Source organism: Streptomyces gardneri, assembly GCF_006539185.1.
GTDB classification, from domain to species: domain Bacteria; phylum Actinomycetota; class Actinomycetes; order Streptomycetales; family Streptomycetaceae; genus Streptomyces; species Streptomyces gardneri.
The window spans coordinates 216,762-243,183 of the sequence record NZ_BJMN01000005.1; the positions used below are offsets into that span (position 1 = coordinate 216,762).

Here is a 26,422-nt window from a genome sequence, read left to right on the forward strand (position 1 = left end):
CGCGAGAAGTCCGCCCACACCGCTCGTCTCCCCTCCTCAGGAAAGGCCGTCGCATGTGGGTACAGAAATTGCTGGATTTCACCGGATGGGAGTCCCTGGAAATCCAGGAGGACTGGGACCGTGTCGAGGAAGAGCTGCAGTGCGCCTTGCCGGACGACTACAAGGAGCTGTACCGCGTCTTCGGCGGCGGAGTCTTCGGCGACGCCGTCTTCTTCTACGGTCGTGACGAGAACGCCGTGTTCGACCTCATGACGCAGTGGCGGGTCGCGCTCTCCACCGACCGCGCGTACGCGGAGGACGGGGTGTTCATGATGGAGCCGTACTCCGTCTACGCGCCGGGCGGTGAAGGGGTCCTGCAGTGGGGGGCCACGGAATGGGGCGACCAGTACTTCTGGCTCCTCGACGCCAAGAACCCCGGCGTGTATCCGGTACTCGCGCGGGCCGAGGGCTCGAACGAGTGGAAGAGGTACGACGTGTCGACGGCCGAGTTCCTTGCCCGGGTCCTCTCGGACGCGGAGTTTCAGCCGTTCGGGGTGAGCCGGTTCTCCCTGGACCCGTCCTTCGCGTACGGCTCCGAACCGGAGGCGTGACCCTGCTCCGACCGGTTCGAGCCGCCCTTCGGTCCCGCTGACGGCCCGTTCGCGGACCGCGATGCCGGGCCAGCCGGGTCCTTCTTCCCGCCCCGCGGAGGGGCGGACGGCTTTGATCCCTCGGAGAGCCGCCCCTTCGCCAGAGCCCGCGCGCAGTACGCGTCGATCAGCGAGTCGCCGCCGGCTTCCGCGGCGAGTCGTTGCCAGGCCGCGGAGTTGTGCGAGGGGTCGGTCTCGCCCTTCGCGCGGTGGCGAAGCTGTTTCTGGCACAGGGACTTGAAGCCGTCGGCATGTCCCGGCTCATGGGGGAGTTCCCGCACGGTGGCGTGACCGGAGGCGGCGGGAAGCGACGGAGGGGCGGGTCGCGGCACCGGGGCGGAGGAGGGGCGCGAGCCGGGGAGTGACGCCGAGCTGGGAGACGGTGTACGGGTGGCGGGGGCGGGCTTCCCGGAGGACTGGTCGGCTTCGGCGGGCAGAGGGGTCGACGCCACGGCGACGCCGCTCAGAGAGAGCCCGGCGAGCGCGGCACCCACGTAGGTGCGCAGGGGGAAACGCGAGGACGCGGCCGCACGGCGCGGGCGCCAGTCGTCCGAAGGGCGCGGAGGGGCGTCGAGAGCGCCGGAATCCCGAGCCGCGCGGAACGCCATGAGGGCTTCGGCCTCGGCGCCGGCGGCGGCAGCGGCAGCGGTGGAGGGCGGGGACGCGGGGACGAGGGCCTCGGTGAGAAGACGCTCGACATCGGGGTCCGGGGCGGAGGACGGGAGGGCCGCGGCAGGGCGCTCAGTCATCGAGTCCTCCAGGGGTCGGCACTACGGGCGGTTGTCGGGCGAACGGACGGAGATCGGACGGACGGGGATCGGACGGGGAGCCGGACTCGCTGTCGGTGATCTCCCTGTCCCTTAAGGAGAGACGCTGGCGCAGGGTCGCCAGTCCCCGGCTCACGGCCATCCGCACGGCGCCGGGGCGCTTTCCGAGGATGCGGGCGGCCGACGGGTTGTCGAGGCCGACGATCGTCGTGAGGAGGACGGCCTCCGCCTGGCTCCGCGGCAGTTCGGCGAGCTGGGCCAGCACCCGTTCGGTGGCGAGGGCCTGGAACGCCTGGTCATCGGTGAGGTCGGGGGAGGCGGGATGGGGCAGGTCGTCCAGCTCGGTGGAGGACTTCCGGGGACGGACCTTCTGACGCCGCAGCAGGTCGAGGGCCCGGTGGCGGGCTATGGAAACGGTCCAGGCCCGAAAGCCCGCTCCGTCGCCGCGGAAGCGTCCCAGGTCACGCGCGATCTCCAGCCAGGCCGTGGCGCACACGTCCTCGGCCTCGTCGCCGACGAGTCCCCGCAGGTAGCCGATGAGAAGGGGATTGACCAGGCGGTAGGCGCGAGTGAAACCGTCCTCGTCGCCCTGTTGAGCCCGTCTCACCGCCTCCTCGAGTTCCCTGTCGTGGGCCCCGCCGTCCCGACTCCCGTACCCGGATGCCGGTTGCTGCTGGTGCACCCCTGAATCCCATTCCTCGCGTCTTCCTCGCACCCCCGGCCGAGCCGGGTGATCTTCCCGCACAGGACTATCACAGCGATGCACAGGCCGAGTGAGGGGGCGGTTCAGACCCGGGTGCGCCTGGCGCGGGAGCGGCCGGGGAGGGTCATGTAGAAGTCGTACAGGGATTCCGAGGGGCCGAGCCGGTAGCGGTTCTCGACCGTGGAGAGCGGGCTGCGTATGCGTCCGTCCGGCATCCGCACCCCCACCCGCTGGCCGAAGTACTCGCGCTGGGAGGCGTCCAGATCCACCCATACCGCGCCCGCCTGCCGCACCAGGACCTCGCCGACGTACGAGCCGAGCCCGAAGAGCAGCGGCGGCGGTGTCTCGGCCCGCATGTCACCGTCCCGGCGCAGACCGTCGATGAGGAAGTCCACCACGCGCAGACTCGCGATCGAGTAGTCCAGCGGGAGCGGGCCGTGGGCGGTGAGGGAGCGGCGGACGGCGAGGGCTCTGAGGAGCCCCGCGGAGTGCCGCGGCATCTCCGCCGCCGTGACGCGGCCCGCGCCGCGGGCAGCGGGCCTGCCGCTGATCGCCGCGGTGCCGCCGCGCGCCGCCGTACTGCCGCCGTGCGCGGCGGTGATGCCGTGCGCCGCGGTGCTGCCGTGTCGATGCATACCCGCCCCTGGGAGTCGAGGGGGAACCGACGGTTTCGGTTCCCTCGCTACCTGAGCGGGCGAAGGCCCGGAAGTGTCACACACGACCCGTGCGGCAGAGTGGGACCCATTGGGTCCCCGACACCTACGTCGGCGCCCCGCGGCACCTGGAACACGCCGTCGTTGCGTGTCCTGGAGAAGCTCGACTTCGAGGGGGACCACCTCTCGATGGAGGAGAACGGCGAAGTGGTGTGGCTCACCCGCTCGTTGCCGTGACGTCCTGGCCGTCGGAGGCGTCCAGGGCGGCGATCGTGTCGTGCAGCCAGGCGAGTTCGGCCCGGGACGTCGCCCGGGCGATCAGGAGGATGCCGCTGCGGAAGGGGTCGGTGATCCGCTCGGCGTCGAGCGGCCCGGCCTCGTCGTAGAAGAAGCTCGCGGGCTCTTCGAGGAAGGCGAGGCGCCGGCGGAGCACGGCGGCCTGCCCGGCGGGGTCGTCGAGGTGGCGGAGGAAGGCCAGCACGGTGAACCAGCGGTTCTCGTCGCTGATGTCCAGCTGCTCGGGTGTGCGGAGCCGTTCGAGCAGCGCCGTCACCCCGGCCGGGGTGAGGTGCAGGGTGTGCCGGGGTGCGGCGGTCGATCCGGGCTCGGTCTCGCGGACGAGCAGTCCGTCGGCTTCGAGGCGTTTGATCGCCGGGTAGAGGGTGCCGTCACTGAGCGGGCGGATGTGGCCGGTCAGCGCGGCCAGGTGCCGGCGCAGTTCGTAGCCGTGCATCGGCCGGTCCCGAAGGAACCCGAGGATCGCGAGCTTGAGCATGGGCCCATGGTGACAGAACCGGCGAGGCGTCGAGGTATATCGATACCGCTATACCTCGATGCCGAGGTATCGTCTGACTGTCAGCCCACGAGCAAGGAGTCGGCCATGCGCCATGCCCCCGTGACACCGAACGGCGACCTGATCCGCTGGGTGGAGATCCCCGGCGCCGAGCCCACCCGGCTCTACCTGCACGGACTCGGCGCCACGTCGCCGGTCTACTGGTCCGCGGCCGCCGCGCACCCCCTGCTGACCGGCCGCCGGTCCCTGCTGCTCGATCTGCTCGGCTTCGGCATCAGCGACCGCCCCACGGATTTCTCCTACACGCTGGAGGCGCACGCGGACGCCGTGGCGGCGGCGCTGGAGGCCGCCGACGTGACGGACGCCGAGGTCGTCGCGCACAGCCTGGGCGGGGCCGTGGCGATCCTGCTCGCCGCCCGGCACCCACGGCTCGTCGCGAACCTGGTCCTCGTGGACTCCGTCCTGGACCCGTCCCCGCCGGAGCCCACCCCCGGCAGCAGCGGGATCGCGGCCTACACGGAGGAGGAGTTCCTCGCCCACGGCTGGCAGCGCACCGAGGAGCGGGTCGGTCCGTTCTGGTGGTCCACGATGCGCCTCGCGGGCCGCGAAGCCCTCTACCGCACCACGGTCCACCGCACCCGCGGGACCTCGCCCACCCTGCGTGAGCAGCTGGCGGGCCTGTCCGTCCCCCGCACCTGCCTCCACCCGGAGGCCGACGGCGAACCCGCGGACGCGGCGGGCCTGCGCGCCTCGGGCGTGACCGTCCGGGCGATCCCCGACTGCGGCCACAACATCATGTTCGACAACCCCGAAGCGTTCGCGCGCGCGGTCACCGACGCGCTGAACGGCGGCTGACGCCGGCCGACGTCGGATCCGGCCTGGAGGCGACCGGCCCCGCACTCTCCTTCTCAGGGCGGCCACCTGTCGTGGCGTCAATTCTGTTGCCGTCCTTGTCGACGGCGGTCTACCGTCGGCCGGTCCCGCACCGCTCGTGCCCCGCTCCCGCCCCGGAGACCGCCCGTGCCCGTCCGCCCCGCCACCGCCCGCGACGCCGACTTCTTCCGGCGCATCCTGTGGGAGGCGTACAACTGGAACGGTGAGCATCGGTTCACCGCGGAGGAACTCGCGGCCGACCCGCACGCCGCGCGCTACGTCGACGGCTGGCCCCGCGGCGGCGACTTCGGGGTGGTGGCCGAGACCGATGCCGGCGAACCGATCGGCGCGGCCTGGGCGCGGTTCCTGCCCGAGGACCGGCCCGGGTACGGATTCGTCGCGGCGGACGTCCCCGAGCTGACCCTCGGCGTGCTGTCCGCGCACCGCCGCCGAGGGCACGGCCGGACCCTCATGGAGGCGCTGATCAGGGCCGCCGCCGAGCAGCCCCGGCCGGTCGCCCGACTCAGCCTGAGCGTCGAGGACGGCAACCCCGCCGCGTACCTCTACACCTCCCTGGGATTCGTCCGGGCCGGGCGTCAGGGCGGCTCGGACACGATGGTCCTTCGTGTCCCGTGCAGCGGCTGACGGCTCCGGTCGGAGTTCCGGGGCGGTCGGTCACTCCGGGCGGCTGAAGCGGCGCGCGGCCCACAGCAGGGCGATGACGCCGCTCGTCAGGAGCAGGGCCGCTTCGAGGAGCAGCGGGGGCTGCCAGCCGGCCCAGGCGATGCCGGAGGTGCCGTGCCGACCGGGTACGTGGTGGGCGACGCAGCGCCGGAGGATGTCCACCGCGTAGGCGAGCGGGTTGGCGTTGGCCAGAACGCCGGCCCAGCGGGGCAGGGCGTCCAGGGGGAAGAAGCCGCCGGAGAGGAACAGCAGCGGCATCATCACCACGCCGAGGAGGGTGTGGAACGTCTCCGCCCTGCGGAGCGTCACGGCCAGGGCGAGCGCCAGCGCGGTGATGGTGAACGACGCCAGGATCATCCCGCCCAGAAGCGTGGCCAGGAGGAGCGGGTCGTAGGGCAGTCCGACCGCACCGGCGAGGCCGAGCAGCACGGCCCCCTGGACCGTGGCGGTCAGGGTGCCGCCGGCGCACTTCCCCAGGAGGAGGGTCGAGCGGCCGACCGGAGCCATGAGGAGCTCGCGCAGGTAGCCGCTCTCCCGGTCGGTGATCAGACGGATGCCGACCATGACGGCCGGTGTCTGCACCGTCATCATCAGCGTGCCCGGGAAGAGGTACGTCCGGTAGTCGACGCCCAGGGAGGAGCGGGGGATGAGGGCGGCCAGTCCGCCCCCGAGGACGAGGAGATAGAGCACGGGGTGGAGCAGCATCAGCGCGGTGTGGACGCGCTGGCCGGCCAGGCGCAGCAGGTCACGGTGGACGAGGGCGTGGATCGCGCGGAGTTCCTGCCGCAGGGGGGCCGCCCGTCCGCCGCCGGAGGAGCCGGAGGTGTCGGTGGGGGCAGCGGCGTCCGGGGCGTCCGTCGCCCGCAGTGCGGATGTGGTCATCGGCCGCCGCCCGCTGCGCCGAGGCTGCGGCCGGTGTGGTGGAAGAAGACATCGTCGAGCGTGGGCCGGGAAGCGGAAGCGGTGCGGACGGCGATGCCCGCGCCCTCGAGTGCCGTGCAGAGGCGGGGAATCCAGGCACTCCCGTCCGGCACGCGCAGACTGATCCCGCCGGTGTCCACGGTGACGGCACAGTCGGGTGGCGCGAGGTCGCACACGACCTTCCGTGCCGTCGGGTCGTCACTCGTGCGCAGCACCACCCGGTCGTCCCCGATCGCCGCCTTCAGCGCGAGGGGAGTTCCCTGTGCCACCAGACGGCCGCGGTCGATGATGCCGATGCGATCGCAGTTCTCCGCCTCCTCCAGGTAGTGGGTGGTGACGAAGAGCGTGCTGCCGTGCCGGTCGCGCAGCGCGCGCAGTTGTTCCCAGACCTCGGCGCGGGCGTGCGGGTCGAGCCCGGTCGTCGGCTCGTCCAGGAACAGGACCCGGGGCGAGTGCAGCAGGGCCCGGGCGATCTCCAGCCGCCGCCGCATGCCGCCCGACAGGGTGCGTACCTGCGAGCGCCGCCGGTCGGTCAGCCCGGCCGTCGAGAGCACCTCGGCGGTGCGCCGACGGGCGTGGCGACGGGACAGACCGTGGAGGCGCGCGTGGATGCGGAGGTTCTGTTCGGCCGTGAGGTCCGCGTCCAGCGTGCTGTGCTGGAAGAGCATGCCGACGTGGCGCCGCACCTGATGGGGCCGGGCGAGCACGTCCGCGCCCGCGACCGTGGCGTGACCGGCGGTGGGGCGGGCCAGGGCGCACAGCAGGGCGATCGTGGTGGACTTCCCCGCGCCGTTGGGGCCGAGGAAGGCGAAGGTCTCGCCCTGTGCCACGTCCAGGTCCAGGCCGCGTACGGCATGGGTGGTGGTGCCCCGCGGGCCCGGGTAGCTCTTGACCAGGCCGCGTGTGCTGACGGCGAGGACGGGCTCGGGAGCGTACGGCGTGGGGGTGAGTCGGCCGTCGTCGCCCGTGGATGGCTGCATGTGGTCCGGTCCTCTCTTCGCGGCTCGGGGCGTGACGCGCCTCGCGGCCCGCCGGGCCGTCGCTCCGGCCGGCGGCTGTCCCGGGACAGCCGCCGGCCGGACTGTGCCGACTGTCCTAGGCGCAGCTGATGCCGATACAGACGGTGTTGAGGAGGGTCAGCAGGCCGACGCACTCGCACGTCGCGCCGAACGCCACTCCGTCGACGCCGACGGGGTCGGTCTCCGGAAGGGCGTGGAGCCTGGCCAGCAGTTCGAGGTCGTTGTTCTCCATGGGGTGCTCCTTCTTTCCTGAGGGGGTTTCCCCGAGGGTTTCCCTGTGGGACTTCCTGCGGGATTTTCTGTGGGTGAGCGGCGGATCATCCGCCGCTCAGCCCGGCACCTGAACCATCCAGTGCCGGGAGCCGGTGTGCCGGAGCCGTACGAGGAACGCCAGGATTCCGGCGGATCCGTCGCTCCAGCCGGTGGAGACGTCCCCGTACTCGTTGGGGAAGACCACGTGGCCGTGCCGGTGGGCCCGCTCGCCGAGGACGAGACGGGACAGGTCGTCGGCCATCGCGCGGTAGACGGGGTCGCCCGTCGCGTCGGCCATGTCGAGGAGGAAGTCGCCGTTGCCCGCGAGGCCGTGGCACTGGGTGAGGGCGGCGCGGGAGGCGCGTTCCATGACGGCGCGCGTACTGCGGCGGGCGAGGTCGCCGAACCTGTCGTCGCCGGTCGCCTGCCACAGCCGGACGAGGAAGGTCCCGATACCCGCCGAGCCGTGGCACCAGTACGGGGCCGTGGGCACGTCCGAGGCCTGGGCGGGCCACTGGGCGGCCTCGCCGACGAGCACGGCCTCGGCCAGCAGGTGCTCGCCGGCCGCCACGGCCAGTTCCCTGTGCTCCGGGCGCCGTGAGACGTCCGAGGCGGCGAGGAGGAAGCAGCCGATGCCGGCCAGGCCATGGGCGAAGCCGAGGTAGCGCTTCCCGACCTCCGGGGAAGCGGCCTCAGGGGAACCGGCCTCCGTGGGATCGCTGTCCGGGAAAGCGGCTCCCTCCAGTACGGCTTCCTCAGGTACGGCTTCCGCCGGGACCGGCCAGCTCACCGCCGTCGCGTCGCGCTGTACGGCGGCGGTCAGCCGGTCGGCCGCGTCGACGGCCAGCTCGGCGAAGCGCGGATCACCGGTGCGGTGCCACAGGTGGAGGGCGCCGAGCCCGCTGCCCGCGGTGCCGTGGGTGATGTCGTGATGGGGCGTCACCTGCTGCGGAGCCAGCGCAAGGGCCAGTGCGTGGTCCGTGAGCCTGCGGTCCTCGACGGCACGCCCGGCCTCGTACAGGGCCCAGGCGGTGCCCCGGCCACCGAAGTGCAGGCCGGGGCGTGGCGCCGAGCGGAGATCCGTGCGGTCCGCGATCCAGCGGCCCGCCGTGGAGATCAGGCCCGGCAGGCGCGCGTCGCCGGTGAGTTCCCAGTACCGCGTCAGTACCGCCAGGACACCGGCCGCGCCCTGCTGCACGGTGCACGGGTCGCTCTCCCCGGCCGTGGTGGACACGGGCCACAGCCGCCGGTCGTCCGCCGGGGTCATCGAGTCGACGAGGTGGTCCACGAGCCCCTTCACCGGATCGTCGGGCTCGTCGTCCCGCGCCGCCCGGCGGACGGGACGGCTCCCCGGTCGCACCAGGTGAGCGCTGCGCAGTGCCTCGCGGGCCCGGGTGGGGTCCCACCGCTCGGAGGGGTCGTCCTTCATGAGCCCGAGGACCAACTCGACCAGGCCGGACGGCAGTCCGAGCGGCCGGGTGCAGGAGGCCAGCCAGGCGGCGAGCCGCTCCTCCGGGGGCCTGGCGGCAGGCTCCTCGGGCAGCAGGTTGGGCACCTTGCCCGCCAGGACGAAGCACGCGGTGGCGCCGAGGCTGTAGTAGTCGGCCGTCGGACGGACGGGTGCGTCGGCCAGCCGCTCGGGGGCGCTGAAACCGGGCGTGCCGACCCGCGTCGGCGGCGCGGTCGTGTCGTCCAGGACGGCGAGCTCCAGGTCGATGAGGCGGAGCTCTCCGTCCGGGCGGACCATGATGTTGCCGGGGGTGAAGTCCCGCAGGACGCAGCCGTGGGCGTGGGCCGCAGTGACCAGTTCCACCAGGCGTTCGACCTGTGCGAGGGCGTCGGCGCGGTAGCGCTCGGCTCCGGCGTCGCGGAAGTGCTCGGCCACCCAGGTGCGCAGGGTCACGCCCGGCACCTCGTCCTGGGCCAGGAACAGATGCCCGCCGTGCTCGAACAGCGCCAGCGGCTCCGGGGCCAGCCCCGTACCCCTGAGCTTCTCCAGCGTGCGGGCCTCGGCGCGCAGCCAGTCGCGGACGTCGCGTCCCGAGGCGTCGGCCTCCACGTGCGGCCGGGCCTCCTTGATCACCACGAGGGCGCCCGTGCCGACGTCGCTGCCCCGGTAGACGCCGCCCTTGTTCGTGTGGCGGATCGCCTCCCGTACGGCGAAGCGACCGCCGAGCACCACCGGGCCGCCGGCCGTGCCCCCGGCGGCACGCGCGGGCTGGGGCGAGACCGGGACGGAGGCGGGGAACGGGGAGACCGCCCAGGAGGGCGGGGAGTACCGGCCGGTGCGCTTGTCCTCCACGGGATTGCCGTCGGGGTCCTCGATGAACCACACCAGCAGACCGTCGTCCGACAGCCGCCGCCGGCCGACGAAGGAGCCGTACCGGTAGTGCACCAGCGAGTGTGCGGCGTACGGCTGGTCGGAGAGGATCCGCGGACCCGCCAGCCCCGCAGTGGCCCGGTGCAGGTCCCGGGCGAGCCGCGCCGCGTCGGCGTCGGAGCGCGGGTAGACGGTGAGGAACTTGCCCGAGCTTCCCCTCGGCGTGGCACGGGAGTTGAGCGCGCTCACCTGCTCCAGCGACCGGGCGAACTTGAACGCCGACTCGTCCCGCAGCAGCACCTCCAGGGCCTTGTCGAGGACCGCCGCCGCGGAGGCGGCCGTCGCCGACAGGTGCAGCTTCCACCCCTGCTCGCGCCGCGCCCTGGTCCGGGGCGCGACACGGCACCACATCTCGTCCGAATCGGCCGTCCAGCGCGCCTCGGCGTCCATGGCGCGCAGGGCTCGACCGAGAAGGCCTTCCAGCTCAACTCCGGTAACGTCGCTCGTCATTGCCCGTCCCTCTCAACGGTGAGTACCGCTGATCGGAACGTGCCCGAGGACATGAGCAGACCAACACGAGGCCCCCCGGATTCACTTGATCCGGCGAGCGCACGGCGCTGCGGCGGCCCTCAAGGGCACGCCCGGCGCGGACAGCGGCGCACGGCGCCGGTCCCGCCGCCCAGGACGTCCTCCCCGGCGAGGGGACCGGCTTTCCGCACCACGTCTCAGGACACCAGACCCTGACCCTCCAGCTCGGTCAGCCGCACCGTGCACAGGCCCCCGCGCTCCGCCTTCACCTCCGTCACCTTCAACTGCGTGCCCGGCGCCAGGAGATACTCCTCCTCGCCCGTGAACGCGGAGAACCGCCGGATCCCCACCGCACGCGCGGGCGTCACCTCGAACAGCGTCCGCCTGCCCCGGCTGCCGAGGAACGCCCGGGCCACGCTCAACTCGGACGTGCACGAGGACACGCCCCACCACGTCACCGTCCGCCCCAGCGGGTACTGGGACCGCAGGTCCAGCGCCACACCACGCCACAAGGGCTCCGTCCGCGCGGGCAGGCCCGCCACCGCCGAGAACAGCAGGCGCAGGTACGGCAGATACGGCACCAGCCGCTCCCGGTCCGGGGAGCGCAGCACGGCGTTGATCTCGCGGTAGAAGGCGGACTCGCACGTGTACAGGTACAGCGCCGAGATCGCGTCGGCGGACAGTCCCTCCCCGGACGGACCGCCCGCCGTCTTCGCCGCCTCGGCGACCTTGGCCTCCGCGAACCGGCTCGACCGCTCGATGTGCCGGTCCAGGTTCGCGAGGACCTGCGACACCGGCTCGACGGCCTTCCGGAAGTCCATGACCGGTGTGTCGAACACCCCGGTGATCGGCGGCAGGACGAGCCCCTCGTCCTTGACGCTCGTGAGTCGCTCCAGATAGAGCTGGTGCAGCTCCATCGTCGACGCGATGAACGCGCCCATCCGCTCCGAGACACCGCCACCGCCGGCCGCCCCGCCCGCGCCTCCCGATTCCTGGTCCCAGCCCTTGCGCGGCAACCAGTCGACCGGCTCGGCACCCACCGCCGCCAGGGCGTCGTTCACCCGGGCGAAGTGGTCGCCCTCGCAGAAGAGGTCGCCCTGCGCCGCGGGGTTGGCGTGGTCCAGGTGCCGGACCTCGACCCCCGGGTACTTCTTCTCCAGCCGCTGGACGACCCGCTTCAGACTGCGGGCATGGGCACCCCACCAGGCGAACACCACACCACGGTCCTCCTCCGGGGCGTTCTGCTTCGCCCGGAGGATCTCCTCGACGATCTGCTCGGCCACGGGCCGCCAGAACGCCGTGTGCCGGTCGGTCGGCACCGCCCCGTCCGCGCTCGCCGTGAGGGACGCGTTCAGCAGGAGCACACCCTGGGTGAGCATCGCCTGGAACCACTCCGGCGGCTGAACCGTGTCCTCCTTCTTCAGCAGGACCCGGATGTCGGCGATCGGCGTCTTCTTGGCGACGCCGTACTTCCACATCGCGGCCGCCTTGATGAGGCAGCGCATGCTGACCACCCGGCCGAACTGGCTGTCCTTCCAGTCGCCGAAGGTGTTGTCGAACATGGCGATGCCGGTCGCGCTCTCCGGCCGCGGATACGGGTTCTGCCCGAAGGCGACGACCTTCCACTTCTGCGGCGGATGCGGCTTCAGCGCCTGGAACGTCAACTCCCTTACCGGAACGACCTCCGGACTCCGCTTCGGACCGATGAAGCCGGTGGCTCCCGGCTGCGCCTCGATCACCGGCCCCAGCAACGGCAGCCACGGCTCCCCGCCGCCGGCGAACAGCTCGGTCAGCCCCAACGGGTCCCCGGCGGAGACACCCGCGGGCGCGGACACCGCCCCGTCCGCGACCGGAACGCTGATCCGCACCCGGTGCGCCGGTCCCGCACCCTCGATGTCGTCGAGCTGGCCGAGCACCGCCGCCCGCAACGCGTCGTAGTCCGCGAACCCGTGGTCGTGGAAGAGGGTGTAGCCCGTCCACATCAGATTGGCGCACACCGTCGCGGGGACCCGTCCCGTCCGCGCGCCCATCCCGACGAGCGCGACGGACCTGATGCTGCCGGGCTTCGCCCGGTTCTGCAGGTGCACCGCCTGGAAGGCGGCCGCGCACGCCAGCGCCACGTTCATGGTGTCGCTGACGTTCTGCGAGGACTCCCGCATGGTCGGCGTCGAGATCAGATACCGCGGCACGGCCGCTCCGGACGGGACGCACACCGCGCTGCCCACCGGCAGACTCCCGCCGAAGCGCTCACGGATCGCCCGCTGCACCCGCACCTGGATCCCGGCACCCAGCCGCCGCTTCACGAGCGCGTCGACCCCGCCGTCCATCCGGCCGCGCGCATTGGTCGGGGACACCCAGGCGTCGACATCCACATCGAGGAGGGAGCCCTGCCGGATCTCGACCTCGGGCGTGTCCGCGAAAGCGGAGCGCCACGCCGCCACCACCTCGTCGTTGACATCGACCAGAACGACCTTCAACGCACGTTCGACACCCACGAATCCACCTCTCTCGCACACGCTCTCGAACGTCTCCGAAGCTACAGCCGGCCACTGACAACGCCGCTGAACAGCGGCGAGGGGACCCGGCGCCACCGGACGCCGGATCCCCTCGTTGCCTGCCTGTCCGCGTACTCCCCAGGGGCTCAGACGGAGGTCTCGTTCCTCAGCCGGTCGACCGTGACCGCCAGCTCCGCGATGGTGCGCGAGGTGAACATCTCGCGCAGGCCGATCGCCACCCGGAACCCGTCGCGGATCCGGGCGACCAGCCGGGTCGCGGCCAGGGAGTTCCCGCCGAGCTCGAAGAAGTTGTCGCTGACGCCGACCCGGGGCAGGTCCAGGACCTCGCACCAGAGCGCGGCGAGCCGCTCCTCGGTCTCCGTGCGCGGCGCGACGAACCCGGGCGCGTCGTCGGCCTGCCTGGGGGCGGGCAGAGCGCGTCGGTCGAGCTTGCCGTTGGCGCTCAGCGGCCAGCTGTCCAGGGCCTGTACGTGACCCGGGACCATGTGCGCGGGGAGCCGCTCGCCGAGCCAGCCACGGAGCTGTTCCGCGAGCGGCTCGGCCGTCTCGGCCGGCCGGGCGGGCGCGTCCCTGTCCACCCGGCCGCCGAGCAGCGAGTGCACCAGCACGTGCCGCTCGCCGAGCGCGAGCAGCGGCCTGACCGGTTCGAAGGAGAGCGCGCCGATAGGGCAGAGGCCGATGGTGGTGCGGGCCGCCTTCTCCATCAGGAGCTGGCCCATGTACCCGGCCTCCAGCAGGCACATGTCCCGGGTGACCGAGCCGTACATGGGCTCGATCGCGTCGAGGTCGGCGACGAGGAACACGCTGAGACCGGAGGCCTCGAACAGGGCACGGTTGTGCGGGGCGTGGATCCCGGCGTCGACCGTCGCGCCCTCGTCGAGGGTGACCAGCGCGTTCTCCCTCGGGTCGAGGTAGTACGTACCCGCCGGGAGGTCCGCCACCGCACCGGCCTTCACGTACAGGTACGTCTGGACCGGGTAGAGCCCGCCGCCGGACGGATAGCGGCACTTGGCAAGCCCGTCCGCCTCCTCCTGGCGCAGGACGCCCAGGCAGTCGGCCAGTTCCGCGAGGCCGATCGGCGCGGTGAGGAAGTCCCGGTCGCTGCGCCGCCGCGACGGCTCCTCCGGCACGCGCGGGAGGACGATCCGGGGCCGGTCGGGTTCCCTGCGCAGCCCGTGCCGGGCGAGCTTGAACGCGGCCCGGCCCAGGGGGTCGAGCACGGTGACGCCGCTGCGTCGGGCCTCCTCCACGTCGGCCGCGTCCGGTCCGGCGACGACGTAGGCGACCAGGCCGTCGTGCCCGGGCCGGTCGGGGCGGCCGGTGGCGGTGACCACGGCCGAGGAGACGGCGGGGTGGGCGACGAGCGCCGCCTCGATCTCGCCGAGTTCGATGCGCTGACCGCGGATCTTGACCTGGAAGTCGGCCCGGCCCATGAACTCGATGGTGCCGTCCGGCAGCCACCGGCCGAGATCCCCCGTGCGGTACATCCGCTCCCCGGTCTCGGGATGGGCGAGGAACACCGCCTCGGTGCGCTCGGCGTCGCGCCAGTAGCCGTCGGCGAGGCACGTGCCGGAGACGTACATCTCGCCGGTGACCCAGTCCGGGCACTCCTGGAGCCGCTCGTCGAGCACGTAGTAGCGGACGTTGGCGAGGGGGGTGCCGTACGGGATGCTCCGCCAGGCCGGATCGATCTCGGCGACGCGGTACCAGATGCTCCACACGGTCGTCTCGGTCGGACCGCCGATGGCGAGCACCTCGACGCCCGGCGAGGCTTTCGCCAGCCGGGGCGGCACCGCCAGCGGGATCCAGTCGCCGCCGAGAACCGCCAGCCGGAGCGAGGCGAGCCGGTCGCCCTCGCCGGAGCTCTCCAGGAGCATCTCCATCATGGCCGGTACGGAGTTCCACACCGTGACCCGGTGGGTGGCGATCAGTTCGGTCCAGTGCGCCGGGTCCCGGCGGTCGGCGGCGGCGGGCACGACCAGTGTGCCGCCCGCGCCGAGCATGCCGAAGACGTCGAAGGCGGAGAGGTCGTGGTGGAGCGCGGTGACCGCGAGACCGCGGTCGCCCTCGCCGATCCCGAAGGTCTCGACCGTCTCCACCAGGCAGTTGACGAGCGCTCGATGGCTGACCATCACGCCCTTCGGTTCGCCCGTCGAGCCGGAGGTGAACATCGTGTACACGAGGTCCGCCGGGCTGCCGCCGGAGGGGAGCGGAGTGTCGGGGACGGCGGGCAGCGGCCGGTCCAGGGAGAGCCGCAGAGGTCCCGTCGGCCAGTCCAGGGTGGCGTCGAGCGCCGACCGGGTGAGGACGAGGTCGACCTCGCCCTTGGCGAGCAGATGGCGCAGGCGTGCGCCCGGCAGGTCCGGGTCGATCGGCAGGTACGCGGCGCCCGAGTACAGCACGGCGTACGCGGCGACGACCTGCTCCCAGCCCTTGTCCATGACGATCGCGACCAGCCGGCCGGGCCCGGCTCCGTGCGCACGGAGCCAGGCGGCCACCTGCCGGGCCGAGGCGTCGAGCTCGCCGTAGGACAGCGTCCGGTCCGGGGCGATCACCGCGGGGGCGTCGGGGCGGGCGGCCACGTGCCGCTCGAAGAGGTGCTGCACCTGGATGTCCGGTACGGCGCGGGTCGGGCCCGCACTCTCCCTGCGCCGCTCGGCCTGCGCCGGGGGCAGGTCGAGCGGCCTGTTCAGCGACCAGACGGCGTCGTCGGTCGCGAGCCGGTGCAGCAGCGCCGTGTGCGCGGCGAACATGTCGTCGAGGAGCCCGGCGGGGAAGAGCTCGTCGACCGCGTCCCAGTTCAGCAGGAGCGCGCCCTCCTCTTCGTGGACCTGCTCGTCGAGGGAGACCTGCGGGGTCTGCGAGACGGCGAAGACCGGGGTGAGCAGCCGCTCCAGCGGGGTCTTCGCCGGCGTGGCGAAGGCGAGGTTGCTGGTCATGACCACCGGCATGAGCGCCTGGTCGAAACCGCCCTGGAGGCGCATCAGTTCGCGCAGTACCTCCACCCCGCTGACGTCCTGGTGCCGCAGGTCGGACCTCAGCTGCCGCTGGAGGCCGCGTGCCCGGTCCAGGAAGGTGGAGCCGGTGCGGAAGTCGCACTCCAGCAGGGTGAAGGACGCGAACTGGCCGAACACCTCGTGGTACGCGGGGTCGTGGACCGGCCGGGTGAGGCGCGGCACGTTGAGCGTGAAGTGCCGGCTGGTGCTCCAGCCGGCCACGGTCTCGGCGTAGACGGCGAGCAGCAGCCCGGTCGGGGTGAGCCCGGCCCGGCCGGCCCGTTCCTTGAGGCCCCGCCACAGCGCGGCGGGCAGGACGGTCTCCCGCCGGGTGAACCGGGGCCGGTCGACCGATCCGGCGCGGGCGGCGGAGGGCAGCTGCGGTGCCGGGGGCAGCTCCGGCAGCCTGCCCCACCAGTAGTCACGCGAACGCCGGTACGCGTCCCCTTCGCGCCGCTCCGCCTCGGCCCGTACGTGGTCGCGGAAGCTCCTCTCCGGTGCCGGCGGCCGGGAATCCGGTGCGTCGTAGAAGCGGGACAGGTCGTCGAAGAGCAGCCGCCCCGAGGAGAAGTCCGCGATCAGCGAGTCCACGCTCAGATGGATGCGCAGACCGCTGTCCAGCCGGGTGGCGGCGACCTCGAAGAGCGGCCACCGGTCGGCCGGACGCACCTCGTGGGACAGCCGGTCCCGGGTGGCGGTCAGCGCCGCCTCGGCCTCGTGGCGCTCACGGCCGCGCAGATCGGTCACCCCGATCTCGTACGGGGGTACTTCGGCGAGGATCCGCTGCTCGTTGCTGTCGGGCAGCATGACGGCCCGCAGCATCTCGTGCCGGTCGATCACCCGCCGCCAGGCGTGCTCGAACCGGGGCAGGTCGAGATCGGGGGCGTCGAACTCCAGATAGACGTGGGTGGAGACGTTCCCCAGCTCGAAGGCGCCGGTACGGCCGAGGCAGTAGGCCTGCTGGGTGTCGGTCTGCGGGAAGGGGGCGTGGGGGAGCGCGGCCGAGTCGTCCGACGTGGTCGCCGGGCGCTCCGCCGGGATCGGCAGCCCGTCGTCGGTGAGGGGGATGCCGGACGGGCGCCGCTGGAGGACGGTGGCCGCGAGCGTGGTGATGGTCGGATCGCCGTCGAACAGGGTGTCGGCGACGTCCACGCCCAGGTCGCGCTCGACGCGGCCGGCGAGCCGCAGCGTGGCCAGCGAGTCCAGGCCCAGGTCGAGCAGGGGGCGCTCCCGGTCGGTCACGCCCGCGCCGTCCGGCACCAGCGTCGCCACCAGACGGGTCAGATAGGCCTCGACTGCGTCGCGCGGGCCGTCCATGGGCTGCGCCGGGAGGGCGTCCGCGCCGACGGTCTGCGTTTCCGAGGTCCGCTCGTCCGCGGTCCACTTTCCGGCGACGGTCAGGGTGCTGTCGAAGAGGGCCTGCCGGATGGCGCGCCGCTGGATCTTTCCGCTGGAGGTCTTGGGGATGGTGCCGGTACGCACGAGGACCAGGCCGTGGAGACGGACGTCGAACTCCGCGGCGACCGCCCGGCCGACGTCCCGTGCCACCTCGGCCACGGGCGGCAGTTCCGCGCCGCGCCGGAGCTCGGCGACGAGCACCAGCCGTTCGGCTCCGCCGTCGTCGACGGTGACGGCGGCCGAGGCGTTGGACTGGAGGGCCGGATGGCTCCGCTCCGCGCACCGCTCGATGTCCTGCGGGTAGAGATTGCGGCCCCTGATGATGATCAGGTCCTTGCTGCGGCCGGTGATGAACAGTTCGCCGTCGCGCATGAACCCGAGATCGCCGGTCCGGAGGAACGGCCCTTCACCGGTGGCGAGTTCGGCCTCGAAGGCAGCCGCGCTCTCGTCGGGACGCCCCCAGTACCCGTGGGCGACGTGCGGGCCGCCGACCCAGATCTCGCCGACCCGGTCGGCCCCGCGGACGGTCGCGGTGGCCGGATCGACGACGAGCAGCCGCTGCCCGTCGACGGCGGAGCCGCACCCGACGACCTCCCGGTTCCGGCCGGGGCCCGCGTCGGCGGTCCCGGGGACGACGCGGTGCGCCTCCAGGGCGGGGGCGTCGACGGTGACGGCGGTCGAGCGGGTGAGGTACTCCCCGCAGGACACCATCAGGGTGCCCTCGGCCAGCCCGAAGCTGGGCCGCAGCGCCTCCCTGCGCAGCCCCCAGGGGGCGAACCGGTCGGCGAAGCGGTCCAGCGTCGCGGCCCGTACGGGCTCCGCGCCGACGATGACGGTGCTCAGCGTGCTCAGGTCCAGGGGCTCGTGGTCGGCGGGATCGATCCGTTCGACACAGAGGTCCAGGGCGAAGGGCGGCATGGGGGAGGAGGTGGCGCCGTAGACGGAGATCGCGCGCAGCCACTGGAGCGGGTCGAGGACGAAGGTGCCCGGCGCCATCAGAACCGCGGGGCACCCGGCGACGAGCGGTTGCAGGATGCCGCCGATGAGTCCCATGTCGTGGTACGGCGGCAGCCAGCTGACGACGTGGGAGTCCGCGGTGGTCCGCGTACGGGCCTGGATCTGGGCCGAGTTGTGCAGCAGGTTGCCGTGGGAGACCATCACGCCCTTCGGAGTGGCGGTGCTGCCCGAGGTGTACTGCAGGAACGCGAGGGTGTCGGTGCCGACGAGCGGATCGGTCCATGCGTCGGCGTCGGCGGTGAGAGCGCTCGCCGGCAGCCAGGTGACGTCCCGCAGCTCGGGTGCGTCGAGGAGCTGCTCACGGACGCGGGCCGCGATCCGGTCAGCGGTCAGCGCGACGGTGGGCGCCGCGTCCGCGGCCACGGCCCGGAGCCGGGAGAGGTTGCGGGCGTGCGGCGGGTAGCACGGCACGGCCACCGCCCCCGCGTACAGGCAGCCGAAGTACGCGCTCAGGTAGTCGGGGCCCGGCGGGTGCAGGACGAGGACCCGGTCGCCGGCCTTGCCCTCCTCCTGGAGGGTCGCGGCCACCTCCCGTGCACGGCGGTCGAGTTGTGCGTAGGTGAGGCGGGACTCCTCCTCGCCGTGGCTGTCGAGGAAGACGTACGCGAGATGGTCGGGCTGCCGGGCGGCCCGAGACCGCAGCAGGTCGACGAGGCTGCTCGGCCGTCGGCCGTACGCCCGGGGGAAGGGTGCGGAGAGGTTCATGACTGCTCGGTCCCGTCCCGGTCGTCGTCACCGGGGCCGGCCGCCGGCTTCTCCGCGCTCACCAGCAGGGTCGGCACCCAGGGGCCGCTCCACCACATCCGGGGGCCGGCGTCGGCGCAGGTGGTCGCGACGGCGCCCGCCGCGCGGAGGATCCGGAGGTAGCGGCGGGCGTGGAAGATGTCGGCGATGAGCAGCCGGCCGCCCGGCCTGAGGACCCGGTAGGCCTCGCGCACGGCCTCCTCACGGCCTCGGGCGCTGGTGATGTTGTGGATGGCCATGCTGGACAGCACGACGTCGAACAGGCCGTCGCCGAGGGGGAGTCGCCGCATGTCCGCGGTGACCAGGTCGATCCGGTCCTCGACCCGCTCGCGCTCGGCGTTGGCGACCGCGCTCCGCTCGTTGTTGCCGGACTGGTCCACCGAGCGCCAGATGTCGACGCCGGTGACCCGGCCCTTCGGTACGCGGCGGGCCACGGCGGTCAGTACGGCTCCGCGCCCGCAGCCCAGGTCCAGCACCCGCTCGCCGCCCTTCAGGTCGAGCGCGTCCAACTGCTCCTCCCATACGAGGAACTTGCCCCGTACCGAAGCGTGGAGGAAGAGCCCTCCCGCGACGGCCAGGACCGGCGGGATCCGCAGCAGCCGGCGGGGTCCGCCGGCGGCGACCGCCGCCAGGGGCGCCACGACCCCGGCGCCGAACGCCAGCAGCCAGGCCGGGCCGTCGACGCCGTAGCGCCCTCGCCGTCGTGAAGATGTGTTGCTCATGAAAGACAGTCCTTGCATCACGAAGTCCGTACGGAGGGGGTGCGGGTCAGCGGGCCCGGCAGGCGGCCGACACGAGGGCGAGAACCTGGTCGGCCGACTCGAAGGGGAAGAAATGGCCGCCGGTGAAGGTCCGGACCGTCACGTCGGTGCCCAGCTCCCGCCAGCGTTCGACCTCGGCGGGCGGCGCCGCCGGGTCCTCGGAGCCGCCGAGGGCGATCAGCCGCACACCGGGCGACAGCGTGCTTCGGGTCCGATAGGTCTCGGCCGCCTCGAAGTCGGCGCGCAGCACCGGAAGGAAGAGCTCCAGCCACTCCTCCTCGGCGAGCAGCTCCGGCGGAATGCCGCCCAGCGCGCCGAGACGGCCGAGGAACTCCTCGTCCGCGAGCAGATGCATCGCGGGGGTGCTGCGAGGTACGTGCGGCGGGACGGCACCGGAGACGATCACCGCCGCCGGGGGGTTGGGCCCGTCCTGGAGGGCGAGTCCGAGTTCATAGGCGAGCAGGGCGCCCATGCTGTGACCGAACAGCACGTAAGGAAGGCCGTCGGCGCGGCGGGCGATCGGCTCGGCGAGCTTCTCGCCGAGCCGGACGATCGAGCTCTCGGCGGTCTCCGCCATGCGGATCCCGCGCCCCGGCAGTTGAACGGGCACGACCTCGACTCCCGCGCCCAGCAGGCCCTGCCAGGGGCGGAACGCCGATCCGTCCGCTCCGCCGTGCGGGAGACAGAAGAGCCGGGCATCGAGCCGGGACGGCCCGGAACGGTCGTGGGGAAACCACACGTTCTCTGAGATGACACTCACGGATTGCACGCACTTTCGATCGACGGTGACGCTGCGTCACCCCAATGGATCTTTGGGTGCAACGACCATGTCGGCGGAAGGAAACGGGAATTCGTGGGTCACGCGTGCGAAATCGAAGGTGGCCGTCCCACCGGCGAACCGGCCTCCACCTGGTGTTCGGTGGGGCCGGGACGCCGGTGTCGGCCGACGGCTACTCCGGGGCCCGGGCCGCCGGGTGCGCCTTGGCGATGGTGCAGACGCCGTCCGTGCACTGTCGCTCCAGGCGACCGCGCGAGACGGTCTGCGCCAGGCCCACCATCCAGCAGGTGGGGCAGCCGCGGAAGGCGATCAGGGCGAGCGGCGCCGCCAGCAGGGTGGCCGGTCCGGCGACCGGCACCAGGACGATCGAGCCGATGATCAGCCCGAAGCCGACGGCGCCGCGCGCCAGATGGCGCGGGACGGATTTACTGGCGAAGTTCCTCTCGGGTGGGGCGGAGGGGGCGGGGCGCGTGGGTTTCACGGGCTTCACGGCGTTCGTCGTGTTCACGGTCGTGGGTCTCCTCCCACTGATGGGTCGACGGCGGGACCGGGCATCTGGCCGGTCGTCGCCAGGGAGTGGCGCAGCGTCGTGCGTGCCCGGTGCAGACGTGACTTCATCGCGGCGCCGCTCAGTCCGAGCGTGTCGGCGACGGTCCTGCCCGGCAGGCCCTGGATGTCCCGCATGACCAGGACCTGCCGCTGGTCACGGGGGAGCGCCCCGATCGCGGCGGCGATCCGCTCCACCTCCATCCTGTGCAGTACCGACTCCTCGGCGGACGGCCCGTCGGGCGTCTCCGGCTGGTCGGATGCCCCTTCGCGCCGCGAGGCGAGCAGGCGCATCTGCCGGAGGCATTCGTTCCGGACGATCCGGAACATCCACGAGGCGAGCGCGCCCGTCGCCCGCAGGGTGCCGATCTTCCGGTACAGGATGATCAGCGCCTCCTGCGCGGCGTCCTCCGCGTCCTGCGGCGAGGCGCAGAGGGACAGGGCGAACTTGCGCACGTGCGGCTGCGACTGCACGACGACGGTGGTGAGCGAGCTGACGTCGCCGTCCTGAGCGGCCTTGATCAGCCGCTCGTCCGGCCAGGTGAAGCGTCGGTTCATGTCCTACTCATAACTCATCCTCGGTGGGCGGCGCGTGGCGCGGGTGCCGGTCAGCCCCGGCTCCTGTAGCGACGCGTCAGGTGCCAGCTGCACGCGCCCACGAGCACGACTCCGAGTACGACGAGTCCGGTGACCATCTCGGCTTTCTCCTCTTGGTTCCACCGGCCCCCACGGCCGGTACACGCACATAGGAGGCGGGGAGGTCCGGAAAGGATTCACCCCGCTTGCGCAAGACGCGCGGACCGGCCGTTCGAGGTGGGGTGTCGGCCAACATTCCTTCCCTACCGGTTGAGTGGGAATGCCGTGAGGCGGCTTGCCGTTGTCGCGGGCATGACTGCGTCCAACAGCGAATTCATCCGTGGCACCGCCCGGGGAACCGCCCCCGTCCCGCTGTCCGTACTCGACCTCGCGGCCGTCGGCGAGGGCACCACGGCCCGGGAGGCGCTCCAGACCTCGGCCCGACTGGCCCGACTGGCCGAGGCCCGCGGCCTGCTCCGGTACTGGGTGGCCGAACACCACTCCATGCCGGGCATCTCCAGCAGCAGCCCGGCCGTCATCCTCGCCCACCTGGCGGCCCAGACCCGTACCCTCCGGCTCGGCTCCGGCGGCGTGATGCTGCCCAACCACGCCCCGCTCGTGGTCGCCGAGCAGTTCGGCACCCTGGAGGCGCTCGCGCCGGGGCGCATCGACCTCGGCCTCGGCCGCGCGCCCGGCACCGACGGCGCCACCGCGGCCGCGCTGCGGCGGGCCGGCGGAGCGGAGAGCGACGACTTCCCGGCCGAGGTGGCCGAGCTCATCCGCTTCCTCCGCGACGACTTCCCCGACGGGCACCCCTACCGGCGCATCCACGCGGTACCCGGTCCCGTGCAGGGCGAGGTGGGGCAGCCGCAGGTGTGGCTGCTCGGCTCCTCGGGCTTCTCCGCACAGCTCGCCGGCCGGCTGGGCCTGCCGTTCGCCTTCGCCCACCACTTCTCCGCGCGCAACACGCTCCCGGCCCTGGAGCTGTACCGGTCGAGCTTCCGTCCCTCCGCGACCCTCGCCGAGCCGTACGTCGTGCTCGGCGTCTTCGCCTTCGCCGGGGACGACGCCGAGGAGGCGCGGCGGCAGGCCCTCACCGGCGCGCTCGCCACGGTACGGCTGCGCAGCGGCCGGCCCGGTCTCGTCCCGACGCCCGAGGAGGCCGAGCGGCACGTCTTCACCGAGCAGGAACGCGCGGTCCTCGGCACCTGGCTCGACAACGCCCTCTACGGCACGGCCGACGAGGTCAGGGCCGGTCTTGACGAGCTCCAGAAGCGGACCGACGCGGACGAGCTGATGCTCGCCATGAACTCGCACGGCCCCGACTTCCGGGTGCGCTCCTACGAACTCATAGCCGACGCCTACGGGTTGCCGGCCGACGCGGCGGCCGAAGCGGCGACCGACTGACGCGACGGCGGGGAGACATGACGACGCCGGGCCGGTGCGGCGGCCCGGCGTCGTAACCCCGAGAGGCGCGGTACGGCAAGCCGTACCGCGCCCCATGGCGCGCGCCGTCGTCCCGCGACGGCCCCGGCTCGCTCAGGAACCCGCCGCCACCGTGACCCGCCAGCCGTCGTCGGCGAGCCGGCGGCGGACCGCCTCCGCCGTGGGAGCGGGGGCCGCGAGAAGAGCCGAGAGCTCCGTGTCCGCGTCGGACCAGCTCAGTCGGATGCCGTCCGCGTCGATGCCCCACCCCTCCGCCGCGTCGATCAGCCGATCCACCTCACCGGGCCCGCCGTCGAGCGGGACCGTCAGCGTCACCCGCTCCACCGGGATCCGGCCACCCGGCTCGTACACCGACTCCCAGCCCTCCCGGCCCCGCTCCAGCAGGTCCACGAGCGAGGCCAGGGCCTCCTCCGACTCCGGCCCCGACACCTCGAGGGCGTTCAGCGCGCGGGTCAGCGCCTCCAGGTCCTTGCGCAGGTCGCCGAGGATCTCCGCGATGGCAGGACCGTTGGACCGGACGATGTCCGTCCACAGCGTCGGAGCGCCACCGGCGACCCGGATGACATCCCGTACGCCCTGCCCGGCCAGAGCGAGTGCCTCCCGCGACGCCCCGCCGAGACGCGCCGCCATCAGGGTCGCCACGAGGTGCGGCGCGTGGGAGACGAGGGCCACCGCCCGGTCGTGCACGCCCGGTTCCATCACCAGGGGCACGGCACCGCACAGTGCGACGGCGGACAGCACCCGGTTGAGCGTGCCCGACGAGGTCTCGGGGCCGGGGGTCAGGACCCAGGTCCGCCCCTCGAAGAGACCGGCACGGGCGGCCAGCGGGCCGGACCGCTCGCTTCCCGCCATGGGATGGCCGCCCACATAGCTCGGACGGTGCACCCCCGAGCGCGAGACGGCCAGCGCCGTGGCCGACTTGACGCTCGCCACATCGGTGTAGGCGTGGGCGAGATCACGGCGCTGCTGGTCCGCGAGCACCTGCGCCACCCGCGTCGGCGGTACGGCGACGACGGCCAGGTCGACCGGTTCGGAAGGCGGGCCGAAGACGCCGGCGCCCCGCGCCGCGGCCACCCGCGCCGCCGACTCGTCGGCGTCGAGCAGGTGGACGTGGACGCCGCGGCGGGTCAGCGCGAGTCCCATGGACGTGCCGATCAGCCCGGTCCCCACCACTGCCGCAGTGCGAATCACTGTTCCCCCTCATGGCCGGATTCTCCGTCGCAGTCTGACCGCAACCGGGTGCCCGGTTCTCGGCCGACCGCGCACGGCAAGTACCGCATCAGCGCACTTCGGGCATTCGCGAACGCGACAGAGCGCATGCGCGGGGACAGCACAGTCGCCCTGCGGCGGACCATAGCTTGCTCTCGCCAAGGGGCCGTCAGCGAACGAAGGAGGAACACCGTGGAACTCGATCTGCGCACGGTGATGCGGCACTTCGCCACCGGCGTCGGGGTGGTGAGCACCTGGACCGAGACCCCGGGAGGCCCGGACGGGCGTCGCCACGACGCCATCACGGTCAACTCGCTCGTCCCCGTCTCCTTCGACCCCCCGCTCGTGTCGCTCTCCCTGCGCCACGGATCGGCCTTCCTCGCCGATCTCCTCGCCTCCGGGCGATGGGGCGTGTCGATCCTGGCCGCGGACGGCGCCGAGACCGCCCGCCGCCTCGCCGGCTCGCGGGAGAGCCGGACGGAGGCGCTGGCAGAACTGCCCGCCGTGCCGGGGCCGCGCACCGGAGCCCTCCTCTTCGACGGGTCCGGCTGGATGGAGTGCGCGCTCGCCGACTCGTTCACCGTCGGCGACCACCTCATGGTGATCGGCACCGTGCTGGCCACCGGCGTGCGCGCACCGCAGGACCCCCTGGTGTTCCTGCACGGGGCGCTCACCCCCGCCATCGGCCCGTGACCCGGGCCCGGCCCACCAGAGAGACAAGGGAGACCAGGGAGACCACCATGACCGAACAGTCCAGGGCCGTCGACGCAACCACCACCCCTGACGCAGCCTCCACCCCGCCCACGTCCGGGAACCCCGCCCTGCGCAAGGCGCTGGACGCGGCCGCCCGGATCCTCGGCGAGGACCGGGTGCTGCGCCCCGAGAACGACGAGCGGGCGACCCGCCTCCTCGGCCCCAACGCCAGCCTCTTCCGCACCCGCCGCGTCGCCGCCGTGCTGCGGCCCGCCACCGCGGGACAGGTCCCCGAGCTCGTCGAACTCTTCGCCGGGGACACCGGGTCGGGCAGCCTCCACGTCGTCAGCACCGGCCGCAACTGGGGCCTCGGCTCCCGCGAACCGGCCGACGACGACGCCGTCGTCCTCGACCTCGGCGGCCTCGACAAGGTCCGCGAGCTCGACCTGGAGGCCGGCTGGGCCGTCGTCGAGCCCGGGGTCACCCAGGGCCACCTCTCCCGGCTCCTCGCCCACACCCCGCGCCTCGTCAACGTCACGGTCTCCGCCGCCGCCACCAGCGTCCTCGGCAACGCCCTGGACCGCGGCGTCGGCCTGCGCGGCCAGCGCACCGACGACCTCGCGGGCCTGGAGGTGGTGCTGCCCGACGGCGAGACCGTACGGGTCGGCTGGTGGCCCACCGAGGACCGGACCGCACCGGTCTACCCGCACGGCCTCGGCCCCTCGCCGCTGCCGCTCTTCGTCCAGTCCTCCCTCGGCGTGGTCACCGCCGCCGTGATCCGGCTGGCCCCCCGGCCCGAGGCGCTGCGCGTGGTCCGGCTCGACTTCCCGCAGTCCGCGCTGAGCGCGGCGACCGACGCGGTGCGCCGCTGGGTCGCCCAGGGCCTCACGCGCGGCGTCCCGAGGATCTACGATCCGGCGGCGGCCCGCTCGTACGGCGGCACCGAGGGCGAGTTCCTCGTGCACCTCCCCGTCGACGGCACGGCCGAGGCCGTCGAGGCCCTCACCGGCATCCTGACCGCCGAGGCCCGCCGCTCGGGCCTGTTCACCCAGGTGACGGCCACCGAGGCGATCGACCCCGCCCACCCGAACCACGAGGTCGCCCGGCTGGTGGAGCGCGGCTACGCCGGCGACCCCGACATCGCCGACGTCCTCTTCCGGGCCAAGATGGGCGTGCCCGCGGACCGCGTCGACGCGGAGGCCGGCTTCGTCTTCTTCCTGCCGCTGCTGCCGTTCACCGGCGCGGACGTCTCCCGCGCGGACGGACTGCTGCGGGAGGCGGCCGCCGCGACCGGCACCCGCCTCTCGGCGACGCTGCACCTCCTCGGCCCCGACCTCATCGACTGCGTGGTGGCGATGAAGTTCCCCCGCGAGGGGGACGCACCCGAGCGGGCCCACCGCGCGCTGGACCTGCTCCACACCTCGTTCGCCGACGCGGGCTACGCGCCCTACCGGCTGGACGTCGACCACGCCCACCGGCGCGACGCCCTCGCCGCCGATCCCGGAGCCCTCGCCCTGACCCGTCGGCTCAAAGCCGTACTCGACCCCAACAACGCCATCGCGCCGGGGCGTTACCGCTGACCGCGGAACCCCACCGGACA

At 73.1% G+C, this 26,422-nt stretch carries 21 protein-coding genes and 1 pseudogene; 7 read left to right on the forward strand and 15 right to left on the reverse strand.

What is annotated here, in order from left to right:
- Positions 1 to 53 precede the first annotated feature (53 nt).
- Positions 54 to 590, forward strand: a complete 537-nt coding sequence (locus SGA01_RS03450) for an SMI1/KNR4 family protein (RefSeq protein ID WP_141293149.1) — start codon at positions 54 to 56, stop codon at positions 588 to 590.
- On the opposite strand, the gene SGA01_RS03455 is transcribed toward SGA01_RS03450, so the two are convergent.
- From SGA01_RS03455 to SGA01_RS03465, 3 genes are all read right to left on the reverse strand, one after another.
- Complete coding sequence (locus SGA01_RS03455; protein ID WP_141293151.1) at positions 521 to 1,378, reverse strand: hypothetical protein; 858 nt, start codon at positions 1,376 to 1,378, stop codon at positions 521 to 523. The genes SGA01_RS03450 and SGA01_RS03455 overlap by 70 nt on opposite strands.
- Positions 1,371 to 2,003: an RNA polymerase sigma factor gene (locus SGA01_RS03460; RefSeq protein WP_371865980.1), complete on the reverse strand. Its 633-nt coding sequence runs from the start codon at positions 2,001 to 2,003 to the stop codon at positions 1,371 to 1,373. Before SGA01_RS03460 ends, SGA01_RS03455 begins: the two co-directional genes overlap by 8 nt.
- Positions 2,004 to 2,182: 179 nt before the next feature.
- Positions 2,183 to 2,734: a hypothetical protein gene (locus tag SGA01_RS03465; RefSeq protein ID WP_308699033.1), complete on the reverse strand. Its 552-nt coding sequence runs from the start codon at positions 2,732 to 2,734 to the stop codon at positions 2,183 to 2,185.
- 141 nt (positions 2,735 to 2,875) lie between these two features.
- Between SGA01_RS03465 and SGA01_RS41690 the strand changes: the two are divergent.
- Positions 2,876 to 2,989, forward strand: a pseudogene (locus tag SGA01_RS41690) (GNAT family N-acetyltransferase); the annotation flags it as partial.
- On the opposite strand, the gene SGA01_RS03470 reads toward SGA01_RS41690, so the two are convergent.
- Positions 2,970 to 3,527 carry a PadR family transcriptional regulator gene (locus SGA01_RS03470; RefSeq protein WP_141293155.1) on the reverse strand — a complete coding sequence of 186 codons (558 nt, stop codon included), beginning with the start codon at positions 3,525 to 3,527 and terminating at the stop codon, positions 2,970 to 2,972. The pseudogene SGA01_RS41690 and the gene SGA01_RS03470 overlap by 20 nt on opposite strands.
- 105 nt (positions 3,528 to 3,632) lie before the next feature.
- On the opposite strand from SGA01_RS03470, the gene SGA01_RS03475 reads away from it, so the two are divergent.
- Positions 3,633 to 4,400: an alpha/beta fold hydrolase gene (locus SGA01_RS03475; protein ID WP_141293157.1), complete on the forward strand. Its 768-nt coding sequence runs from the start codon at positions 3,633 to 3,635 to the stop codon at positions 4,398 to 4,400.
- 165 nt (positions 4,401 to 4,565) lie between these two features.
- The gene (locus SGA01_RS03480; protein WP_141293159.1) at positions 4,566 to 5,063 is read left to right on the forward strand and encodes a GNAT family N-acetyltransferase; all 498 of its coding nucleotides are present in this window, start codon (positions 4,566 to 4,568) and stop codon (positions 5,061 to 5,063) included.
- Positions 5,064 to 5,093: 30 nt separating this feature from the next.
- On the opposite strand, the gene SGA01_RS03485 is transcribed toward SGA01_RS03480, so the two are convergent.
- The 10 genes from SGA01_RS03485 to SGA01_RS03530 form a co-directional block, all read right to left on the reverse strand.
- Positions 5,094 to 5,984 carry an ABC transporter permease gene (locus SGA01_RS03485; RefSeq protein ID WP_141293161.1) on the reverse strand — a complete coding sequence of 297 codons (891 nt, stop codon included), beginning with the start codon at positions 5,982 to 5,984 and terminating at the stop codon, positions 5,094 to 5,096.
- A complete protein-coding gene (locus tag SGA01_RS03490) occupies positions 5,981 to 7,003 on the reverse strand; it encodes an ABC transporter ATP-binding protein (protein WP_141293163.1) in 1,023 nt (340 codons plus the stop codon). The genes SGA01_RS03485 and SGA01_RS03490 overlap by 4 nt, the downstream gene beginning before the upstream one ends.
- A 115-nt stretch (positions 7,004 to 7,118) precedes the next feature.
- Positions 7,119 to 7,274 carry a VenA family class IV lanthipeptide gene (locus tag SGA01_RS40835; protein WP_167533993.1) on the reverse strand — a complete coding sequence of 52 codons (156 nt, stop codon included), beginning with the start codon at positions 7,272 to 7,274 and terminating at the stop codon, positions 7,119 to 7,121.
- Positions 7,275 to 7,370: 96 nt separating this feature from the next.
- Positions 7,371 to 10,124: a class IV lanthionine synthetase LanL gene (lanL, locus tag SGA01_RS03495; RefSeq protein ID WP_141293165.1), complete on the reverse strand. Its 2,754-nt coding sequence runs from the start codon at positions 10,122 to 10,124 to the stop codon at positions 7,371 to 7,373.
- A 215-nt stretch (positions 10,125 to 10,339) separates the two neighbouring features.
- Entirely contained in the window at positions 10,340 to 12,637 is a 2,298-nt protein-coding gene (locus tag SGA01_RS03500) for an ADP-ribosyltransferase domain-containing protein (protein ID WP_218037803.1), read from the reverse strand.
- Between the two features lie 146 nt (positions 12,638 to 12,783).
- Positions 12,784 to 18,774 carry a non-ribosomal peptide synthetase gene (locus SGA01_RS03510; protein WP_141293167.1) on the reverse strand — a complete coding sequence of 1,997 codons (5,991 nt, stop codon included), beginning with the start codon at positions 18,772 to 18,774 and terminating at the stop codon, positions 12,784 to 12,786.
- Positions 18,771 to 19,535 carry a class I SAM-dependent methyltransferase gene (locus tag SGA01_RS03515; protein ID WP_141293169.1) on the reverse strand — a complete coding sequence of 255 codons (765 nt, stop codon included), beginning with the start codon at positions 19,533 to 19,535 and terminating at the stop codon, positions 18,771 to 18,773. Before SGA01_RS03515 ends, SGA01_RS03510 begins: the two co-directional genes overlap by 4 nt.
- Positions 19,536 to 19,581: 46 nt before the next feature.
- Positions 19,582 to 20,334 carry a thioesterase II family protein gene (locus SGA01_RS03520; RefSeq protein WP_167533994.1) on the reverse strand — a complete coding sequence of 251 codons (753 nt, stop codon included), beginning with the start codon at positions 20,332 to 20,334 and terminating at the stop codon, positions 19,582 to 19,584.
- Between the two features lie 190 nt (positions 20,335 to 20,524).
- Positions 20,525 to 20,860 (reverse strand): hypothetical protein, encoded by a 336-nt coding sequence (locus SGA01_RS03525; protein ID WP_055644934.1) that lies wholly within the window; start codon positions 20,858 to 20,860, stop codon positions 20,525 to 20,527.
- Positions 20,857 to 21,456 carry an RNA polymerase sigma factor gene (locus SGA01_RS03530; protein ID WP_141293173.1) on the reverse strand — a complete coding sequence of 200 codons (600 nt, stop codon included), beginning with the start codon at positions 21,454 to 21,456 and terminating at the stop codon, positions 20,857 to 20,859. Before SGA01_RS03530 ends, SGA01_RS03525 begins: the two co-directional genes overlap by 4 nt.
- 330 nt (positions 21,457 to 21,786) lie before the next feature.
- Between SGA01_RS03530 and SGA01_RS03535 the strand changes: the two genes are divergently transcribed.
- The gene (locus tag SGA01_RS03535; RefSeq protein ID WP_141293175.1) at positions 21,787 to 22,881 is read left to right on the forward strand and encodes an LLM class flavin-dependent oxidoreductase; all 1,095 of its coding nucleotides are present in this window, start codon (positions 21,787 to 21,789) and stop codon (positions 22,879 to 22,881) included.
- Positions 22,882 to 23,013: 132 nt separating this feature from the next.
- On the opposite strand, the gene SGA01_RS03540 is transcribed toward SGA01_RS03535, so the two are convergent.
- A complete protein-coding gene (locus SGA01_RS03540) occupies positions 23,014 to 24,111 on the reverse strand; it encodes a prephenate dehydrogenase (RefSeq protein WP_141293177.1) in 1,098 nt (365 codons plus the stop codon).
- A gap of 210 nt (positions 24,112 to 24,321) precedes the next feature.
- Between SGA01_RS03540 and SGA01_RS03545 the strand changes: the two genes are divergently transcribed.
- Together SGA01_RS03545 and SGA01_RS41500 are read left to right on the forward strand one after the other, a co-directional pair.
- On the forward strand, positions 24,322 to 24,822 hold the full coding sequence (locus tag SGA01_RS03545; protein ID WP_141293179.1) for a flavin reductase family protein: 501 nt from the start codon (positions 24,322 to 24,324) through the stop codon (positions 24,820 to 24,822).
- 47 nt (positions 24,823 to 24,869) lie between these two features.
- Positions 24,870 to 26,402, forward strand: a complete 1,533-nt coding sequence (locus tag SGA01_RS41500; RefSeq protein WP_176602599.1) for an FAD-binding oxidoreductase — start codon at positions 24,870 to 24,872, stop codon at positions 26,400 to 26,402.
- Positions 26,403 to 26,422 lie beyond the last annotated feature (20 nt).

Bases quoted from the DNA above. Each gene is read 5' to 3' on its own strand.
- SGA01_RS03450 (WP_141293149.1), top strand. From the start codon at position 54: ATGTGGGTACAGAAATTGCTGGATTTCACCGGATGGGAGTCCCTGGAA.
- SGA01_RS03455 (WP_141293151.1), bottom strand. From the start codon at position 1,378: ATGACTGAGCGCCCTGCCGCGGCCCTCCCGTCCTCCGCCCCGGACCCC.
- SGA01_RS03465 (WP_308699033.1), bottom strand. From the start codon at position 2,734: ATGCATCGACACGGCAGCACCGCGGCGCACGGCATCACCGCCGCGCAC.
- SGA01_RS03470 (WP_141293155.1), bottom strand. From the start codon at position 3,527: ATGCTCAAGCTCGCGATCCTCGGGTTCCTTCGGGACCGGCCGATGCAC.
- SGA01_RS03475 (WP_141293157.1), top strand. From the start codon at position 3,633: ATGCGCCATGCCCCCGTGACACCGAACGGCGACCTGATCCGCTGGGTG.
- SGA01_RS03485 (WP_141293161.1), bottom strand. From the start codon at position 5,984: ATGACCACATCCGCACTGCGGGCGACGGACGCCCCGGACGCCGCTGCC.
- SGA01_RS03490 (WP_141293163.1), bottom strand. From the start codon at position 7,003: ATGCAGCCATCCACGGGCGACGACGGCCGACTCACCCCCACGCCGTAC.
- SGA01_RS40835 (WP_167533993.1), bottom strand. From the start codon at position 7,274: ATGGAGAACAACGACCTCGAACTGCTGGCCAGGCTCCACGCCCTTCCG.
- lanL (WP_141293165.1), bottom strand. From the start codon at position 10,124: ATGACGAGCGACGTTACCGGAGTTGAGCTGGAAGGCCTTCTCGGTCGA.
- SGA01_RS03510 (WP_141293167.1), bottom strand. From the start codon at position 18,774: ATGAACCTCTCCGCACCCTTCCCCCGGGCGTACGGCCGACGGCCGAGC.
- SGA01_RS03515 (WP_141293169.1), bottom strand. From the start codon at position 19,535: ATGAGCAACACATCTTCACGACGGCGAGGGCGCTACGGCGTCGACGGC.
- SGA01_RS03530 (WP_141293173.1), bottom strand. From the start codon at position 21,456: ATGAACCGACGCTTCACCTGGCCGGACGAGCGGCTGATCAAGGCCGCT.
- SGA01_RS03535 (WP_141293175.1), top strand. From the start codon at position 21,787: ATGACTGCGTCCAACAGCGAATTCATCCGTGGCACCGCCCGGGGAACC.
- SGA01_RS41500 (WP_176602599.1), top strand. From the start codon at position 24,870: ATGACCGAACAGTCCAGGGCCGTCGACGCAACCACCACCCCTGACGCA.